The 15,321-nt window shown below is 69.4% G+C and carries 15 protein-coding genes; 7 read left to right on the top strand and 8 right to left on the bottom strand.

Translation table 11 applies throughout. The annotated features are described in order from the left end of the window. Nucleotides 1–42: 42 nt before the first annotated feature. On the bottom strand, nt 43–1,938 hold the full coding sequence (gss, locus tag G3580_RS01040) for a bifunctional glutathionylspermidine amidase/synthase (RefSeq protein ID WP_173763501.1): 1,896 nt from the start codon (nt 1,936–1,938) through the stop codon (nt 43–45). Between the two features lie 173 nt (nt 1,939–2,111). On the opposite strand from gss, the gene G3580_RS01035 reads away from it, so the two are divergent. The 4 genes from G3580_RS01035 (at nt 2,112) to G3580_RS01020 (ending at nt 7,119) form a co-directional block, all read left to right on the top strand. Continuing rightward, nucleotides 2,112–3,134: an LLM class flavin-dependent oxidoreductase gene (locus G3580_RS01035; RefSeq protein ID WP_173763500.1), complete on the top strand. Its 1,023-nt coding sequence runs from the start codon at nt 2,112–2,114 to the stop codon at nt 3,132–3,134. A 128-nt stretch (nt 3,135–3,262) separates the two neighbouring features. Continuing rightward, nucleotides 3,263–5,443 carry a TonB-dependent receptor gene (locus G3580_RS01030; RefSeq protein WP_173763499.1) on the top strand — a complete coding sequence of 727 codons (2,181 nt, stop codon included), beginning with the start codon at nt 3,263–3,265 and terminating at the stop codon, nt 5,441–5,443. A 44-nt stretch (nt 5,444–5,487) separates the two neighbouring features. Further along, entirely contained in the window at nt 5,488–6,513 is a 1,026-nt protein-coding gene (gene sigJ, locus G3580_RS01025; RefSeq protein WP_217424572.1) for an RNA polymerase sigma factor SigJ, read from the top strand. A 108-nt stretch (nt 6,514–6,621) separates the two neighbouring features. Next, nucleotides 6,622–7,119 carry a carboxymuconolactone decarboxylase family protein gene (locus G3580_RS01020; protein WP_173763498.1) on the top strand — a complete coding sequence of 166 codons (498 nt, stop codon included), beginning with the start codon at nt 6,622–6,624 and terminating at the stop codon, nt 7,117–7,119. A gap of 16 nt (nt 7,120–7,135) precedes the next feature. Here G3580_RS01020 and G3580_RS01015 read toward each other — a convergent pair whose 3' ends face one another. Continuing rightward, complete coding sequence (locus G3580_RS01015) at nt 7,136–7,585, bottom strand: SRPBCC family protein (RefSeq protein WP_173763497.1); 450 nt, start codon at nt 7,583–7,585, stop codon at nt 7,136–7,138. Between the two features lie 196 nt (nt 7,586–7,781). On the opposite strand from G3580_RS01015, the gene G3580_RS01010 reads away from it, so the two are divergent. After that, complete coding sequence (locus G3580_RS01010; RefSeq protein WP_173763496.1) at nt 7,782–9,581, top strand: pyrroloquinoline quinone-dependent dehydrogenase; 1,800 nt, start codon at nt 7,782–7,784, stop codon at nt 9,579–9,581. Nucleotides 9,582–9,601: 20 nt separating this feature from the next. On the opposite strand, the gene G3580_RS01005 is transcribed toward G3580_RS01010, so the two are convergent. The 3 genes from G3580_RS01005 to G3580_RS00995 form a co-directional block, all read right to left on the bottom strand. Beyond that, nucleotides 9,602–10,711, bottom strand: a complete 1,110-nt coding sequence (locus tag G3580_RS01005) for an HD domain-containing phosphohydrolase (RefSeq protein ID WP_173763495.1) — start codon at nt 10,709–10,711, stop codon at nt 9,602–9,604. A gap of 122 nt (nt 10,712–10,833) precedes the next feature. Then, nucleotides 10,834–11,397: a DUF3306 domain-containing protein gene (locus G3580_RS01000; RefSeq protein WP_173763494.1), complete on the bottom strand. Its 564-nt coding sequence runs from the start codon at nt 11,395–11,397 to the stop codon at nt 10,834–10,836. Continuing rightward, nucleotides 11,378–11,863, bottom strand: coding sequence for a DUF3305 domain-containing protein (locus G3580_RS00995; RefSeq protein WP_173763493.1), 486 nt, complete (start codon nt 11,861–11,863; stop codon nt 11,378–11,380). Before G3580_RS00995 ends, G3580_RS01000 begins: the two co-directional genes overlap by 20 nt. Before the next feature lie 119 nt (nt 11,864–11,982). On the opposite strand from G3580_RS00995, the gene G3580_RS00990 reads away from it, so the two are divergent. Both G3580_RS00990 and mobA read left to right on the top strand, forming a co-directional pair. Beyond that, entirely contained in the window at nt 11,983–12,846 is an 864-nt protein-coding gene (locus G3580_RS00990) for a formate dehydrogenase accessory sulfurtransferase FdhD (RefSeq protein ID WP_173763492.1), read from the top strand. Beyond that, nucleotides 12,843–13,433 carry a molybdenum cofactor guanylyltransferase MobA gene (gene mobA, locus G3580_RS00985; protein WP_173763491.1) on the top strand — a complete coding sequence of 197 codons (591 nt, stop codon included), beginning with the start codon at nt 12,843–12,845 and terminating at the stop codon, nt 13,431–13,433. Before G3580_RS00990 ends, mobA begins: the two co-directional genes overlap by 4 nt. A gap of 35 nt (nt 13,434–13,468) precedes the next feature. Here mobA and G3580_RS00980 read toward each other — a convergent pair whose 3' ends face one another. The 3 genes from G3580_RS00980 to fdh3B are packed head-to-tail and all read right to left on the bottom strand — an operon-like array spanning nt 13,469 to nt 15,319. After that, nucleotides 13,469–14,488, bottom strand: coding sequence for a formate dehydrogenase subunit gamma (locus tag G3580_RS00980; RefSeq protein ID WP_173763490.1), 1,020 nt, complete (start codon nt 14,486–14,488; stop codon nt 13,469–13,471). Nucleotides 14,489–14,498: 10 nt separating this feature from the next. Beyond that, nucleotides 14,499–14,720: a hypothetical protein gene (locus G3580_RS00975; protein ID WP_173763489.1), complete on the bottom strand. Its 222-nt coding sequence runs from the start codon at nt 14,718–14,720 to the stop codon at nt 14,499–14,501. Continuing rightward, nucleotides 14,717–15,319, bottom strand: coding sequence for a formate dehydrogenase FDH3 subunit beta (fdh3B, locus tag G3580_RS00970; RefSeq protein ID WP_173763488.1), 603 nt, complete (start codon nt 15,317–15,319; stop codon nt 14,717–14,719). The genes G3580_RS00975 and fdh3B overlap by 4 nt, the downstream gene beginning before the upstream one ends. Nucleotides 15,320–15,321 lie beyond the last annotated feature (2 nt).

Genomic DNA, 15,321 nt, shown 5'->3' with positions numbered 1-15,321 from the left:
CCCATTGTGCCCTGCGCGCGCCGCCGCTGAAAACCGCCCCGCTCAGGATCCGGCCAGCAGCGCCGCATCGGGCACCACGCGCAGCGGCAGCAGATCGCTGTCGGTGGTGATCACCAGCGACGGGTCGACGCGCACGCAGGCGCCGCCATAGACGCCGTCCACGCTAAAGGTGCACACCTGCACGTTGAGCCCGTCGAGGCGCGGCAGCTCGAAGAAGGCCTGGTAGATCTGGGCGCGGTCGTCGAAGCGTCCGTCGGTCTCGGTGACAAGGGTGTCGTCGGCCGCGTAGATGCTGATGTTGGCACCGCAGCGCCCGACGATGGGCTTGACCACGTAGCCGTCGGCGCCGAAGTCCTCACCCGGCGCAAAGCGGGTGTCGAGCAGGTAGGGGTGGTTCGGGAAGATGGACCACAGCACCGGCAGGATCGCCTTGTTGCTCGGGATCAGCGTCCACAGCGGCTCGAACACGGTCACGTCGCGGCGCAACAGCACGTCAGCGAGGCGCGGTGCGCGGCGGCCGCCGTCCGGCCCCAGGGCGATGGGCACGCGGTCGTCCTCGAGGCACTGGTCACGCAGCTCGTCCAGCGCGGTCTCCCAGGCCCAGGTCTTCCACACCCAGCGGATGGGGTGGCCGTCGGGGTCGACGACCTCGCCCGAGCCGTTCCAGCCCAGGCCCTCGACGCCCCGGATCATGCGGCAACGCAGCCCCGCCGCCTCGGCCGCGGACTTCATGAAGCGGGCGTGGTAGGCCTCCTCGGCGTCGCGGTCGTACATGATGTGGAGCACCCCGTCCACACCGGCGTCGCGCCAGGCCCGCACCAGCATGGCGAACAGCTCGTCGCCCGGATCGCGCCCGTCGGTGCAGCCGAAGTGCGCCGCCCACTTGCCCTGCACCCGGCCGGTCTCCATGTGGCACGAGGCCGAGTCGGCGTTGTACTCGTAGGCCTTGACCCCGCGCGCGGAGACGGAGAAGTCGAAGCGCCCGGTGATCATCTGTGCGCGCCGGCGCTCCCAGCTCACCCGCAGGCGCGGCCACAGCACCTCGGGGATGTTGAAGCGGGCGAGCAGGGTATCGTCGCCCAGCACCACCTGGGTGGCGTGCATGAACATCGCATGGAGTTCGTTGGTGGCGCGGCGCAGGGCGTCCAGCGCCGTCTCCGAGAGCCGGAAGTAGCGGTACGGGTCGTTCGTGGTGGTGAGGCGGTGCCCGCCCATGGCGGCAGCGAAGGCCGCCTCGTCCTCGCGGGTGGTGTCGAGCCAGGGGCGGGTGTGCTGGTCGTGGCGCGGCAGCTGCGCCGCCTGCAGGTCGAACAGGCGGCGGTCCACCGCCTCGAGCGCCACGGCGTGGGTGGCGTCGTCGGTCTGCAGCATCCAGCCGAGGATGCTGGCGCCCGGCAGGGTGGCCTGGATCCAGTAGCCGCCGGCCGAGTCGATGCGCGCCGGAAGCTCTCGCGCCCACGCCCGGCCGGCGGGCCAGCTGCGGTGGTCCACGTTCTGCTCGGCAATGCGCACCCGGTCGGGCAGCACCTCGACGACGATGGCCACATGCCCGGTCACGTGGAACTCGCCGCCCTCGTTCCAGATCAGCAGGCAACCGGGCTCGGGATGGCGCGGCGCGCCGTTGTGGAAGGCCTGCAGCGGCAGGCGCGCGTCGTCCGCCACCCGGCGCAGCGTGCGCAAGCGGAAGATGTCGTAGGCCATGGGCACGTCGTCGAACACCACCCCCGCATTGAGGTAGAGCCAGCGGCGCGCGAACTCGACGCACTGCCACTTGTAGCCCATGTACTCGCCGTCGATGAAATGGCGGTAGCTGTCGTGGTCGGGATGCTGTGCCGGATCGGCGCTGTCGTAGTCGCTCGAATGGACGGTAACGTCGCCCGGCGCAAGGCCGAGCACGGCACCGAAAGGCCGGGCGGACGGGGGGGTGGGTTCGGTCATGACGGCAGCCTCGCCATGGGCCACGCACGGCCGGTGCGTTGCGGTGCCATGATGATGGCGCCGATTCGACCCGCCGGCAACGGGTCGGTTCCCGATCGAGTCCGGTCGAACCCGGGCGCCGCCGCCGGGTCGAAGTGCTGGCACCCACGCCCCAACGGGAAGACAATACCGCCATGACCCTGCCCGCCGACCTGAAGCTCTCCCTGCTCGACCTCGTGGCCGTCCGCGAGGGGGGCGACGCCGCCGAGGCCATCGCCCTGGCGGTGCGCACCGCGCGCCATGTGGAAGCGCTCGGCTTCACCCGCCTCTGGCTGGCCGAGCACCACAACATGCCCGGCATCGCCAGCTCCGCCACGGCGGTCCTGATCGGCCACATCGCCGGGGCCACCGAACGCATCCGGGTGGGCTCGGGCGGTATCATGCTGCCCAACCACGCGCCGCTGATGGTGGCCGAGGCCTTCGGCACGCTCGAGGCCATCTACCCCGGGCGCATCGATCTGGGGCTGGGGCGCGCACCGGGCACCGATCAGCTCACCCTGCGCGCCCTGCGCCGCGACCGGATCGGAACCGAAGCCGATTTTCCGCGCGAGGTGATCGAGCTCATTCACCTGCTCAACACCCCCGATCCGGGGCAAGCGGTCGTCGCGGTGCCCGGCTCGGGCTCCCATGTCCCCATCTGGCTGCTCGGCTCGAGCCTGTTCTCCGCCTCGCTCGCCGCCCAGCTCGGCCTGCCCTATGCCTTCGCCGCGCACTTCGCGCCGCGCATGCTCAATCAGGCGCTGCAGGTCTATCGCAGCCAGTTCCAGCCCTCCGCCGCGCTCGACGCACCCTACGTGATCGTCGGGGTGCCGGTGGTCGGCGCCGACAGCGACGAGGAGGCCCGCTACCTGACCAGTTCCGTCCAGCAGCGGGTGCTGGGCATCGTGCGCGGCGAGCGCAGCCCGCTCAGGCCGCCGGTGGCCGATTTCATGACCCGTGTCCCGCCCCAGGAGCGCGAGGCCATCGACAGCTTCCTCGGCGCCGCCATCGTCGGCGGGCCCGACACCCTGCGCGCGGGGTTCGAGGCCCTGCATGCGCGCACCCGGGCCGACGAATTCATGCTCGTGAGCGATGTCTTCGACGTCGACCTGCGTCTGCGCTCGCTCAGCCTGGCGGCCGCGGCGGCGGGCCTGGGCCGAGACCTGCCCACGCCCTGACGACGCCCCCCGAGACGCCGGCTCAACACCGCTTCGACAGTGCCACCGCGACGCTATGTCGCATTCCGGAAAGCCGCTGGCTTGCGAACAATGGCGCCCGTTTTTCCCGTCCATTTCCGGAGAACGGCATGCCATCGAAACCCCTCGTGCTGGCCTCGGTCATCGCAGCCCTGCCCGTGGCCGCAAACGCCGACGACACGCCCCTGCCCACCGTGACCGTGCAAGACCGGGCCGAGCATGGCACGCCCCTCGGCACCGACACCCTGCAGCGCCTGGCACCCGCCACCAGCGACACCGCCAGCCTGCTGCGCCAGGTGCCGGGCATGAGCGTGAATCCCGCCGGGGGCGTCTCCGGCCTGCCCGCCATCCATGGCCTCGCGGATGACCGCCTGCGCATCAAGGTCGACGGCATGGACCTGATCGCCGCCTGCCCGAATCACATGAATTCGCCCCTGTCCTATCTCGACCCGAGCGCGGTGGGCGCCCTGCACATCTATGCCGGCATCACCCCGGTGAGCGTCGGCGGCGACAGCATCGGCGGCACCATCGTCGCCGAGTCCGCCGCCCCGGTCTTTGCCGCACCCGGCCAGGGCCACGTGTTCACCGGCGAGGCCGGCGCCCATTACCGCAGCAATGGCGACGCCAGCGGTGCCCATCTGAAGGCCACCTACGCCACCGAGACCTTCAGCATCCACTACGCCGACGCGATCGCCACCGCCAACAACACCAGGGCGGCGCGCGACTTCAAGACCAGCACCGCCACCGGTCGCGCCGACCACACGCTCGATCGCGACGAAGTGGGCTCCACCGCCTACAAGACGCGCAACCAGTCGGTGGGCCTGGCCTGGCACACCGACGACCATCTGCTCGACGCCCGCGTGGCCCGGCAGCACGTGCCCTACGAGCTCTATCCGAACCAGCGCATGGACATGCTCGACAACGACGCCACGCGCATCAACCTGCGCTACCTGGGCCAGTTCGGCTGGGGGCTGCTCGAGGCGCGTGCCTATCACGAGAAGGTCGAGCACGACATGAACTTCGGTGACGACAAACAGCGGGTGTATGGCACGGCCGTGAATGGCATGCCGATGAACACCGAGGGCGAGACCACCGGCGCCAGCCTCAAGGCCACGCTCGACCTGAGCGACCGGGAGGTGCTGCGCCTCGGCGGGGAATTCCAGCACTACACCCTCGACGACGAGTGGCCGCCCTCCGGCACCGGGACGATGGCGCCGGGCACCTTCGTGAACATCAACGACGGCCGGCGCGACCGCCTGGCCGCCTTCGCCGAGTGGGAAGCCAGGCTCGCCCCGCCCCTGACGACCCTGCTGGGCGTGCGCTACGAGCGGGTGCGCATGGACGCCGGCGACGTCAGCGGCTACGCGCCCACCAACGGCATGGGCATGATGCTCAACTACCAACTGCGCGACGCCACCGCCTTCAACGCCCGGGACCATGCACGGACCGACCACAACTGGGATGTCACCGCGCTGGCCAGGTACACCGTCGGGCCCACGCTCGACATCGAGGCCGGTATCGCCCGCAAGGTGCGCTCCCCCAACCTCTACGAACGCTACACCTGGTCCACCTGGCCCATGGCGGCGGTGATGAACAACTTCGTCGGCGACGGCAACGGCTACGTGGGCGACGTGAACCTCGCGCCCGAAAAAGCGATCACCGTCTCGGCCACCTTTGATTGGCATGCCGAGGATCGCGCCTGGATGCTCAAGGCCACCCCCTTCTTCACCCGCGTGCACGACTACATCGACGCCAACCAGCCGGCCACGACCCCCACCGCCGGCGAGTTCGTGGTCCTCAAGTACGCCAACCAGGACGCCCGCCTCTACGGCCTCGACCTGTCCGGCCGCATGCCGCTGGGCGAATCCGGCCTCGGCGCCTGGGGGCTCGAGGGCCTGCTCGGATACACCCGCGGCAGGAACCTGGACACCGGCGAGGGCCTGTACAACGTGATGCCGCTCAACGCCACGCTCACGCTCACCCATCGGCTCGGCGGCTGGGACAACCGGGCCGAGCTGGTGATGGTGCGCGGCAAGCACCACGTCTCCGGCACCCGCAACGAGATCGAGACCGCCGGCTACGCGCTGGTGAACCTGCGCGGCAGCTACGCCTGGCAGCAGGTGCGCCTCGACTTCGGCGTCGACAACCTGTTCGACACGTTCCACGACCTGCCCACCGGCGGCGCCTACACCGGCCAGGGCGCGACCATGGGGATCAACGCGATCCCCTGGGGCATCGCCGTACCGGGCCCGGGCCGCTCGCTGTACGCGGGGATCACGGTCACGTTCTGACGGGGCCGATGTCACATCGCCGGAGCCGGCGTCGTCATGTCACCATGACGACGATCCCCGGCCACGGGTCCGGCGGCAACGCCCGCTCCGTGGCCGCAAGCCTGAGCCCCGACATGACCGACCACCGCCGCGACACCACCGACACACCACTGGACGAGCGCGCCCGACGCTACTACCGCGAGCACGCCGGCCGCCTGCGCGCGCTCGCCTACCGCATGCTCGGCTCGCGCGCCGAGGCCGAGGACGTCGTGCAGGACACCTGGCTGCGCTGGGCCGAGGTGGACGAACACCCCATCGCCCACCCCGCCGCCTACCTGTCGCGCGTGGCCACCCGCCTGTGCCTCGACCGCCTGGGTTCGGCCGCCACGCGGCACGAACACTATGTCGGCGTGTGGCTGCCCGAGCCGCTGATCGACGACGACATGGCCAGCCAATGGTCGCCCGGCCCGGAGACGCAGGCCGAGTTCGCCCAGGACGTGTCCCTGGCCTTCATGCTCGCGCTCGAACGCCTCTCGCCGCTCGAACGCGCCGCCTTCCTGCTGCACGACGTGTTCGACATGGATTTCGACGAGATCGGCCGCCACCTGGAACGCAGCCCCGCGGCCTGCCGCCAGCTGGCCCACCGGGCGCGCCAGCACGTGAAGGCGGACGCCCCGCGCCGCGCGGTGGACGACGGCGAAGGCCAGCGCCTGTTCGAAGCCTTCTGCGCCGCCGTGACGCGCTTCGACGTGGACGCCCTGGCGCGCGTGCTCAGCGAAGACGCGGTCATGCTCGCCGACGGCGGCGGCAAGGTGAGCGCGGTACCGCGACCGCTGCACGGTGGCGCCCTGATCGCCAAGACCTTCATCGGCTTCGCCCGCCTGCCGGACAGCCGGGGCTGGCGCCTGATCCCGGCGCGCATCAACGGCCTGCCCGGCTGCCTGGTCGTGGACGATCTCGAGGGTGGCCGACTGGTCCAGACCGTGGCGCTGGCACCCTCCGACACCGCGCCAGGGCGCATCGGCGCCGTCTACATCCAGCGCAATCCGGACAAGCTCGGCAGTGTGGCCCGTGGTGTCGACGCCATGTAATCGCGCGATCGCCAACGCCATGTCACATCGCGCACGGCCATGTCGTCTTCAGGGGGTGACCGGTCGATCGGTCGGCACAGTCTCGAACCACCACAAGGGAATACCCCCATGAGCGATCAACACCGCCCGGCGCGCATCGACTACGCCCGGCAATCTCCCGCCCTGTTCCAGAAATTCCTCGACTTCAGCCTCGCCGTCGCCGCGGACGGCGACATCGACGCCGGCATCAGCCATCTGGTCGACATCCGCGCCTCGCAACTGAACGGCTGCGCCTTCTGCCTCGACATGCATGTCAAGCAGGCGCGCATGCATGGCGAGCGCGAGCTGCGCCTGCACCATGTGGCCATCTGGCGCGAGTCGCCGCTGTTCACGCTACCCGAGCGCGCCGCCCTCGCCTGGACCGAAGCGCTCACCCAGCTGGCACCGACCGGGGTCGACGATGCCCTGTTCGACACGGTGCGCGAGCAGTTCGACGCCCGGGCGCTGACCGCCCTGACCTACCGCATCATGGCCATCAATGGCTGGAATCGCATCAACGTCGCCTTTCGCTCCGTGCCCGGCACGCTGGATAAGCGCTACGGCCTCGACGCCGCCGGGCTGAGCTGACCGAGCCGCGCCCGCCTCAGGGCGCGTCGGGAATCTCCGGCTCCACCAGCTTGGTCAGCAGTTCGAGCGATTCCTGCCAGCCGAGGTAGCAGAACTCGACCGGAATCGCGTCGGGCAGGTCGGCCTGGGTGACATTCAGCGCCGTGCCGCACATCACCGGCGCCAGCGTGACCGTCACCCGGATCTCGCCCGGCAGGTTCGGATCGTCGAACCGGTCCGTATAGACCAGGCGCTCGTTGGGCACCAGCTCCACATACGTGCCGCCAAACGAATGGCTGCTGCCGGTGTTGAAGTTGGTGAACGACATCTTGTACGCGCCGCCCACGCGCAGATCCATGTGATGCATCTTGCCGGTGAAGCCGTGGGGCGGCATCCACTTGACCATCGCATCCGGATCGGTGAAGGCCCGATACACGCGCTCGGGTGTGGCACGCAGGACGCGGTGAAGTTGTACGGTGTTGGGCATGGGGGTGTCTCCTGTTGAGGGGTTTTGCCGGGAGGGGCACTTCATGGTCGACCGCGTACGCCGGTTTTCGACAGCGGACGGCCGCTTTTGTCCGACTCGGGCAAGCGGACCGTGTTCGTCGGGCAAATTCCCCTGCCGACCGCTCGCGAGTCACGCGTAATGTGGAGGCCCGACCCTGCCCCTTGCGGAGAACATCATGCCCCGTTTTGCCCTGTGGATGGCCGTGGCCGCCATCGGCGTCGCCTCGGTCGCGTCCGCCGCGCCGGTCGACGATGCGCGCCTGGCCACCGCCCGACAGGACGCGGGCGACTGGCTGACCTACGGCCACGACTACAGCAACCAGCGCTTCTCGGCGCTCACCCAGATCAACCGCGACACGGTCGCCCGCCTGGTGCCGCGCTGGATCTACCAGACCGGCGCCAAGGCCTCGTTCCAGGCCACGCCGGTGGTGGTCGATGGCGTCATCTACCTGTCCATGCCCTTCGACCATGTCGCCGCCATCGACGCGGTCAGCGGTCGCGAGCTGTGGCGCTACACCCATGTGCGCCGGACGAAGACGATGTGCTGCGGGCCGGCCAACCGGGGCGTGGCGGTCGCCTACGGGAAGGTCTTCATCGCCACCGTGGACGCCCGCCTCGTCGCCCTCGACGCCGCCACCGGCAAGCCGGTGTGGGACGTCGCCCTGGCCACCGACGGCGGGCCGACCGAGGCCGCCAGCGACCTCGACGAGGGCAACGCCATGCGCGCCCAGGCGGCCACCGGCACCACCGGCGTGGGCGCCAACATGGCCCCATTGGTGGTGGACGGCAAGGTCATCGTCGGCATCACCGGCGTCGGCTACGGCCTGCATCTGGAAGCCGAAACCGCCGGCGCGCCGGTGGGCGCCGTGGTCGGCTTTGCCGGCAGCTACGGCCGCCCCGGCTTCTACGCCGCCTTCGACGCCCGCACCGGCCGACGCGTGTGGCAGTTCGACACCGTGCCCGCCACCGGCTGGGAGGGCCAGTTCCGCCCCACCACCCCGGACGGCGTGCCCCTGCCCCGCAACATCGCACGGGAGCAGGCCGCCCTGGCCCGATTCCCCGACGCCGCCAAGCACGGCGGCGGCTCCGCGTGGACCACGCCCGCCTACGACGCCGACACCCGCACCCTGTTCGTCGGCATCGGCAACCCGTCGCCGCAGATGGACGACAGCTCGCGCCCGGGCGACAACCTGTACACCATGTCGCTGGCGGCCCTGGACCTCGATTCCGGGAAGCTCAAGTGGTACTACCAGCAGGTGCCGCACGACCTATGGGGCTACGACGTGGCCAGCCCGCCGGTGCTCTTCGACCTGCCCACGGCCGACGGCCCCGTCGCCGCCGTCGGCCAGGCCTCCAAGGTCGGCTGGTTCTACGCCCACGACCGCAACACCGGCCAGCTGCTGTTCAAGTCCGAGGCCTTCGTCCCGCAGGAAAACCTGTTCGCACCGCCCAGCGCCGAGGGCACGCGGGTGACACCGGGCGCGGTCGGCGGCGCCAACTGGTCGCCGGTGGCCTACGACCCGGCCAGCGGCCTCGCCTACGTCGCCGCCTCCCACATCCCCATCCGCTACACCGTCAAGGATATCCAGGGCAAGGACGGCACGCCGCTGCGCTACACCGAACTCAAACCCATCGACGAACCCAACTGGGGCACCCTCACCGCCATTGCCACCCGCGAGGGCGGCAAGATCCGCTGGCAGCGCAAGACCGACAAGCCCCTGGTCGGCGGCGTCCTCGCCACCGCCGGCGGCCTCGTCTTCATGGGCGACGGCGACGGCTACCTGAACGCCTACGACGCCGACACCGGCGCACCGCTGTGGCGCTTCCAGTGCGGCGCGGGCGTCAACGCGCCGCCGGTGAGCTTCGAGGTGAACGGGGTTCAGTACGTGGCGGTCGCGGCCGGCGGCAACTCATTGTTCGGTTTCAAGGGCGGCGGCGCGCTGGTGGTGTTTGCGCTGCCGCCGACCCGTCAGTAGGCCGGTCGCCAGCGCGGCCTTCAAACCGGGAGTCGACCTGCCTGCCAGCTCGCCATGAAGGCGTCGACGACCGAGGCGTCGTAGCGGCTGCCCCGGCCGGCCGAGAGCTCGGCCAGCGCCGCCTCATGACCGTGCGCCGGCCGGTAAGGCCGATGGGAGCTGATGGCGTCGAACACATCGGCCACGGCAATGATGCGCGCTTCAAGGCAGATCGCGTCACCCGTCAGACCGAACGGATATCCCGAGCCGTCGAGCCGTTCATGGTGTTGCCGGATCATGTCGGCCAGGGGCCAGGGAAAGCAGATACCGTGGAGGATCTCGAAACCGGTCTCGGGATGCGTCCGGATGATCGCCATCTCAGGATCGCTGAGGCGGCCGGGGCGGGTCAGGATCTCGGCCGGCACCGAGATCTTGCCGATGTCGTGGATGCTGGCCCCGAGTACCAGCCCCTGGCGACGGTCTTCATCGAGCCCCATGCCCTGACCGATCACATCGCACAGGGCCGACACCTGCTGCTGGTGGCCGGCGGTGTACGGGTCGCGCTTCTCGACGAACAGGGCGACCGCCTCGACCATGTCGGTGAATGCCTTGTTCAGCTGCGCGGCGTGGCGCAGATTCTCGTCCCGCGCCAGGCGCAGGGCGGTCAGTTCTTCGTGGGCCACGATGGCGCCCAGACCCTGTGGCGCTGCCACCGGAGTGATGGTGAGCATGAACCAGCGCCGTTCGGTCGCGGTGTCGCACGGGTATTCCATGCGAAATCTCGGGTTGCGCCCGTCGAGCACCGCCCGCAACCCGGCGGCGGCCAGCGTGGCGTAGGCCAGATCCTGGTCGGCGGACGCATCATCGCCGCAGGCCACGACGGCGGCGAGGATCTCCAGGTAATTGCACCCAATCCCGAACTTGTCGGGCGAGCCCCCGTTGGCCAGAGCAAACTCGCGCCAGGCACGATTCACCGCGACAATCTCACCGCCATGATCGACCACGGCGATCTGCGCGAGCAGCCCGTCGATCAAGGGCTGGTCGCTTGCGCCCACCACGCCTGATCGCACCAACGTCGGGGTATCGATTATCGCGTCCATCACCACTGTTCCATTCACCGCCATCCTAGCACCAAAGTCATAGAGCAACATCGCCCGCCGTGTGCCTTGACACCATGCCGGCAAGATAGGGTCGTCAACGGATGCCCTGGAGCGTCACTTGAATGAGCGCATGTGCAAGACGCCGCGTACGACCGCACCCCGACACGACCGTCTCAAACGGATTCGGGGCGGCCGTCTTCGCCTGCTGCCGGAGTCTCCGGGGCCGCGCGATCTTCCGAATCGCCGCTCACCGGGGGCGTGGTGTCACGAGCCTCGGTCCCGGCATCGGTAACCACCGGCGTTTCGTCCGCCGCGCTCGCCTCGTCGTCCGCATTCTCTTCACCCGTTGCCGGTTCCAGCACGGCCCGGGCGTGTCTGGCGAGTGCCAGGGAGGCGCTGTCGAGATTGGGGACCGCGTTGAAGTCCTCCATGTAGACGTCGAGGCCGTCCACTTCGTTGAACACCGCATGGCTGAACAGGTGCTGCATGGCCTTGCGCTTGAGCGCGGGAGACACCTGCTCGCCGAGGAAGGCGGAGAAGTCGTCGGCGAGGGTGAGCGTGGCGGGGTCGGGGAGTGGGGTGTCGTCCTGTACCGGCGGGGCGGCCGGCGGCGTCACCGGCGGTTCGACCGGCGCTTCGCCGCGGGCGACGGCATGCTTGCGCTGTGACCAGCGGCGCAGGAAGCCGGCGTCCTCGGCGGCGGGGGTGTGGGTGGCGTCAGTGTCCGGGTCGGCCATGGTGGTCTCCGGTGCGGGCGTAGCGTTTGCGGGCTTTCTTTTCGGGGGCTTTGTAGTGGTCGCGGGCGAAGGCCTCGATGGCGCGGGCCCAGTCGGCGGGCAGGGGCAGACGCTCGACGGCCTCGCCCGAATCCATCCAGCGCGAGGCTTCGTAGAAGTTGGCGCTGACCTCGATGACGGTGGGCGCGCTGTCGGGATCGCTGTCGTCGCTGGGGCGCACCATGAAGAACAGCGAGGGTTCGTCGGCGGTGACGTTCATGTAGTAGCCGTCGGCCTCCTCCCCGTGCAGGGTGAGGGTGAGCCCGGAGACGACGACCTGGTTCTCCAGCGGCGGCGGCGCGCTGCCGACATGCATGCCGACCAGGGACCAGCGATGGGTGATCCAGCGATTGTCGGGGACCGCCTCGCGGGCGAAGCAGACCGACAACTGCATGGGCGGTGGAGACGGCGCAGTGCCTGTGTTCATTGGGTTCTCCCTGGCGTTCTGAGCCCGTGCGCAGGGGCATTCCGGGCTAAAATGGCGCATCGTTCATCATTAGAGGCACCGCTTCGCGATTCGTGCCCGCCGCCGAGCCCATCGAGCCCATGCCGACCGACACCGAGGCCGTATTCGACATCCCGCTGGGCGAGACGCCCGACGCCCCGATCCTGTCGATCACTCGCGCCCGACGCCCGGCCACCCAGACCACCACGGTCATCGCCCACGACGGCCAGACCCGCGCGGTGGAGGTGCCGGGCGAGCATGCGCTGACGGTGTATCTGGACAAGCAGGAGGTGGTCACGCTGATGACCCTGGGCCAGGCGCCGGAAGCGCTGGTGATGGGCTATCTGCGCAATCAGCGGCTGGTCAACGACCTGGCCGAGCTGGCCGCGGTGCATGTGGACTGGGCCACCGGCGCCTGCGCCGTTGCCACCCGCAGCGGCGTGGACGTGGCCACCCTGACGGCCAAGCGCACGATCACCACCGGCTGCGGCCAGGGCACCATGTTCGGCGACTGGCTCGACACCCTCGAACCCATCCACAGCGACGCCACGGTGTCGGTGGAGACGCTGGACGCGGCGCTGGGCCGCATCCTGGCGCTGGACACGATCTACAAGCGCTCCGGCTCGGTGCATGGCTGCGCCCTGCTGCGCAACACCGACGAGGCGCCGCTGCTCTACCATGTGGAGGATGTGGGCCGGCACAACGCAGTGGACGCGATCAGCGGCTTCATGTGGCTGGACGAGGAAACCGGCCCGGACAAGATCTTCTACACCACCGGCCGGCTGACCTCCGAGATGGTGATGAAGGCGGTGCAGATGCGCGTGCCCTTCCTGGTCTCCCGCTCCGGCCTGACCCAGATGGGCCTGGCCATGGCGCAGGAGATGGGGGTGACGCTGGTGTGCCGCGCGCGGGTCGGTCGTCATCTGGTCTATTCCCATCCTGAACGCATCACGAGAGGCGCATGAGCCAGACACCGGTGATCGGACTGATTCTCGCCGGCGGCATGGGCCGTCGCATGGGCGGGGCGGACAAGGGCCTGGTCGCGCTCGACGGCCGGCCCATGGTAGCCCACGTGATCGAACGCTTCGCGCCGCAGGTGGACCGGCTGCTCATCAACGCCAACCGCAACGCGGACACCTATGCCGCCTTCGGCCTGCCGGTCGTCTCCGACCGGCTCGAAGGCTATGCCGGTCCACTGGCCGGATTGGACGCCGGGCTGCATCGGGCGGCCGGCGAGGACGCCTGGGTGGTGACCTGCCCGTGCGATTCGCCCTTCGTCCCCACCGATCTGGTGGCGCGCCTGCGGGCGGGGGCCGAGGCCGCGGGCGCCGAGGTGGCGATGGCGCGGGCCGGCGGCTTCAACCAGCCGGTGTTCCTGCTCGCGCGCACGACCGTGGCCGACGCGCTGGCGGCCTTCCTGGCGTCGGGCGAGCGCAAGATCGACCGCTGGGTGTTCGGCTGCGCCCATGCGATCGTCGACTTCGACGACTGCCCGGAGGCCTTCGCCAACATCAACACCCCGGAAGAACTCGCCACGCATCGCAGATCATGAGCCGGACACGTCGCCCGCGGGCGGCGTGTCCGCCGTCATCGGGCGGGTGACGCGCTGCCCTGGGCAATACCGCCCTGGGCCGACGGCGCCTTGCCCTTGGCCTCCCGGTACCAGTATTCGTGGTGCTCCTTCGCCCAGGTCTCGTCCACGTAGCCGGTCTTCATGCCTTCGAGGGCGCCTTCCATGCCCACCGTGCCGATGTAGATGTGGGCCAGCGACAGGGTGAGGAAGAGCAGCGCGCCGGAGGCGTGGAGGATGTGCGCCAGCTGCATGTTCTGGCGGGTCTGGCCGTTGCCGGGGAAGTCCATGACCAGCCCGGTGATGCTCACCAGCAGGCCGAGGAACACCACCCCGAGCCAGAACCAGGTCTTCTCGCCGAAGTTGAAGCGCCACGAGGGCACATGCTCGCCGGAGAGCAGGCCGCCGGCCTTGCGGATCCACAGGGCATCGATCGGCTGCCACACGTTGTCGCGCACGAACATGAGGGCGAACAGGACGATGGAGACGAAGAACAGCGGGCCGATGAAGTTGTGCAGGTTCTTGGCGATGACCGCCAGCCACGAGAACGCGCTGTAGCCGATCAGCGGCACCACCAGGTGTTTGCCGAACAGCAGGGTCAGCCCGGTGAGCCCGAGGATCACGAAACAGATCGCGACGCTCCAGTGGGCGGTGCGTTCGACCAGGCTGAAGCGGGCGATCTTGCGCCCGGTGGGTGCCTCCTCGAGCTTGATCTTGCCGCGAATGGCATAGAACAGCACCAGCGCCACGAACATGAGCGCCAGAGCCCAGCCGCCGTAGAAGGTGATCGGCCCGTTGCGCCACTGGCGCCAGGTCTCGCCCTCCGACTGGATCAGGCGGCGGTCGGCCGGTGCCTGGAAGGTGATGGACTGGTTTTCGCCGCGACGGATCTCGCGAAAGACCTCGACATTGTTGTGGCGCTCGGTGGCCGCCGCCTGCCCGCTCTGCTCGGCCAGCGCCGGCACCGTGGCCAGCCCCAGCCCGAGGGCGCAGGCGAGCAGCATCGCCCTGAGCGTCATGAAGATGCGTCCGTTCATGGCCACCTCCTCACTTCGCCATGCGACCGATCTCGGTCTGCTTGTGGGTCCGGGCCCGCATGTCGCTCTCGTACGTGGCCTTGTCGCCCTGGTACATGGCCGAGTCGTAGGGCCGGGTGTCGGGCTTGCCCGAGTAGGTGCCGGCCTTGTACTCGACCACCTGCGGCTGCTCCGAGCAGGCCGTCAGCACGGCCAGGGCCAGCACGGCCCCCATCCACTTGATCGCGTTCATGACTGCCCTCCCTTGCCGTAGGCGGTGTCCCAGCCGATGAGCTCGGCACCGGAACCGCCTCGCCGCACCACGCGCTCACGGAAGATTTCGGAAATGGTCTGACCGTCGCCGCCGAGCAGCGCCTTGGTGGAGCACATCTCGGCGCACAGGGGCAGCTTGCCTTCGGCCAGGCGATTGCCGCCGTACTTCTTGTATTCGGCCTCGGAGCCGTCGGGCTCCGGCCCGCCGGCGCAGAAGGTGCATTTGTCCATCTTGCCGCGCTGGCCGAACGCCCCTTCCTGGGGGAACTGCGGCGCACCGAACGGACAGGCGTAGAAGCAGTAGCCGCAGCCGATGCAGGCGTCCTTGTCATGGAGCACCACGCCATCCTCGGTGCGGTAGAAGCAGTCCACCGGGCACACCGCCATGCACGGCGCGTCGGAGCAGTGCATGCAGGCCACCGACAGGGATTTCTCCTCGCCTTCGACCCCGTCGTTGATGGTCACCACACGACGGCGCTGGATGCCCCAGGGCACGTCGTTCTCGTTCTTGCAGGCCGTCACGCAGCCATTGCACTCGATGCATCGCTCGGCATCGCACAGGAATTTCATTCTTGCCATGG

Origin of the sequence: Nitrogeniibacter mangrovi (assembly GCF_010983895.1) — a bacterium.
Lineage (GTDB): Bacteria > Pseudomonadota > Gammaproteobacteria > Burkholderiales > Rhodocyclaceae > Nitrogeniibacter > Nitrogeniibacter mangrovi.
Note: the sequence above shows the minus strand (reverse complement) of the source record. Positions and strands in the feature narration are given on the sequence as shown.

What these genes read in the sequence shown, in the direction of transcription:
- gss (WP_173763501.1), bottom strand. Translation starts at nt 1,938, where the DNA reads ATGACCGAACCCACCCCCCCGTCCGCCCGGCCTTTCGGTGCCGTGCTC.
- G3580_RS01035 (WP_173763500.1), top strand. Translation starts at nt 2,112, where the DNA reads ATGACCCTGCCCGCCGACCTGAAGCTCTCCCTGCTCGACCTCGTGGCC.
- G3580_RS01030 (WP_173763499.1), top strand. Translation starts at nt 3,263, where the DNA reads ATGCCATCGAAACCCCTCGTGCTGGCCTCGGTCATCGCAGCCCTGCCC.
- sigJ (WP_217424572.1), top strand. Translation starts at nt 5,488, where the DNA reads ATGACGACGATCCCCGGCCACGGGTCCGGCGGCAACGCCCGCTCCGTG.
- G3580_RS01020 (WP_173763498.1), top strand. Translation starts at nt 6,622, where the DNA reads ATGAGCGATCAACACCGCCCGGCGCGCATCGACTACGCCCGGCAATCT.
- G3580_RS01015 (WP_173763497.1), bottom strand. Translation starts at nt 7,585, where the DNA reads ATGCCCAACACCGTACAACTTCACCGCGTCCTGCGTGCCACACCCGAG.
- G3580_RS01010 (WP_173763496.1), top strand. Translation starts at nt 7,782, where the DNA reads ATGCCCCGTTTTGCCCTGTGGATGGCCGTGGCCGCCATCGGCGTCGCC.
- G3580_RS01005 (WP_173763495.1), bottom strand. Translation starts at nt 10,711, where the DNA reads ATGTTGCTCTATGACTTTGGTGCTAGGATGGCGGTGAATGGAACAGTG.
- G3580_RS01000 (WP_173763494.1), bottom strand. Translation starts at nt 11,397, where the DNA reads ATGGCCGACCCGGACACTGACGCCACCCACACCCCCGCCGCCGAGGAC.
- G3580_RS00995 (WP_173763493.1), bottom strand. Translation starts at nt 11,863, where the DNA reads ATGAACACAGGCACTGCGCCGTCTCCACCGCCCATGCAGTTGTCGGTC.
- G3580_RS00990 (WP_173763492.1), top strand. Translation starts at nt 11,983, where the DNA reads ATGCCGACCGACACCGAGGCCGTATTCGACATCCCGCTGGGCGAGACG.
- mobA (WP_173763491.1), top strand. Translation starts at nt 12,843, where the DNA reads ATGAGCCAGACACCGGTGATCGGACTGATTCTCGCCGGCGGCATGGGC.
- G3580_RS00980 (WP_173763490.1), bottom strand. Translation starts at nt 14,488, where the DNA reads ATGAACGGACGCATCTTCATGACGCTCAGGGCGATGCTGCTCGCCTGC.
- G3580_RS00975 (WP_173763489.1), bottom strand. Translation starts at nt 14,720, where the DNA reads ATGAACGCGATCAAGTGGATGGGGGCCGTGCTGGCCCTGGCCGTGCTG.
- fdh3B (WP_173763488.1), bottom strand. Translation starts at nt 15,319, where the DNA reads ATGGCAAGAATGAAATTCCTGTGCGATGCCGAGCGATGCATCGAGTGC.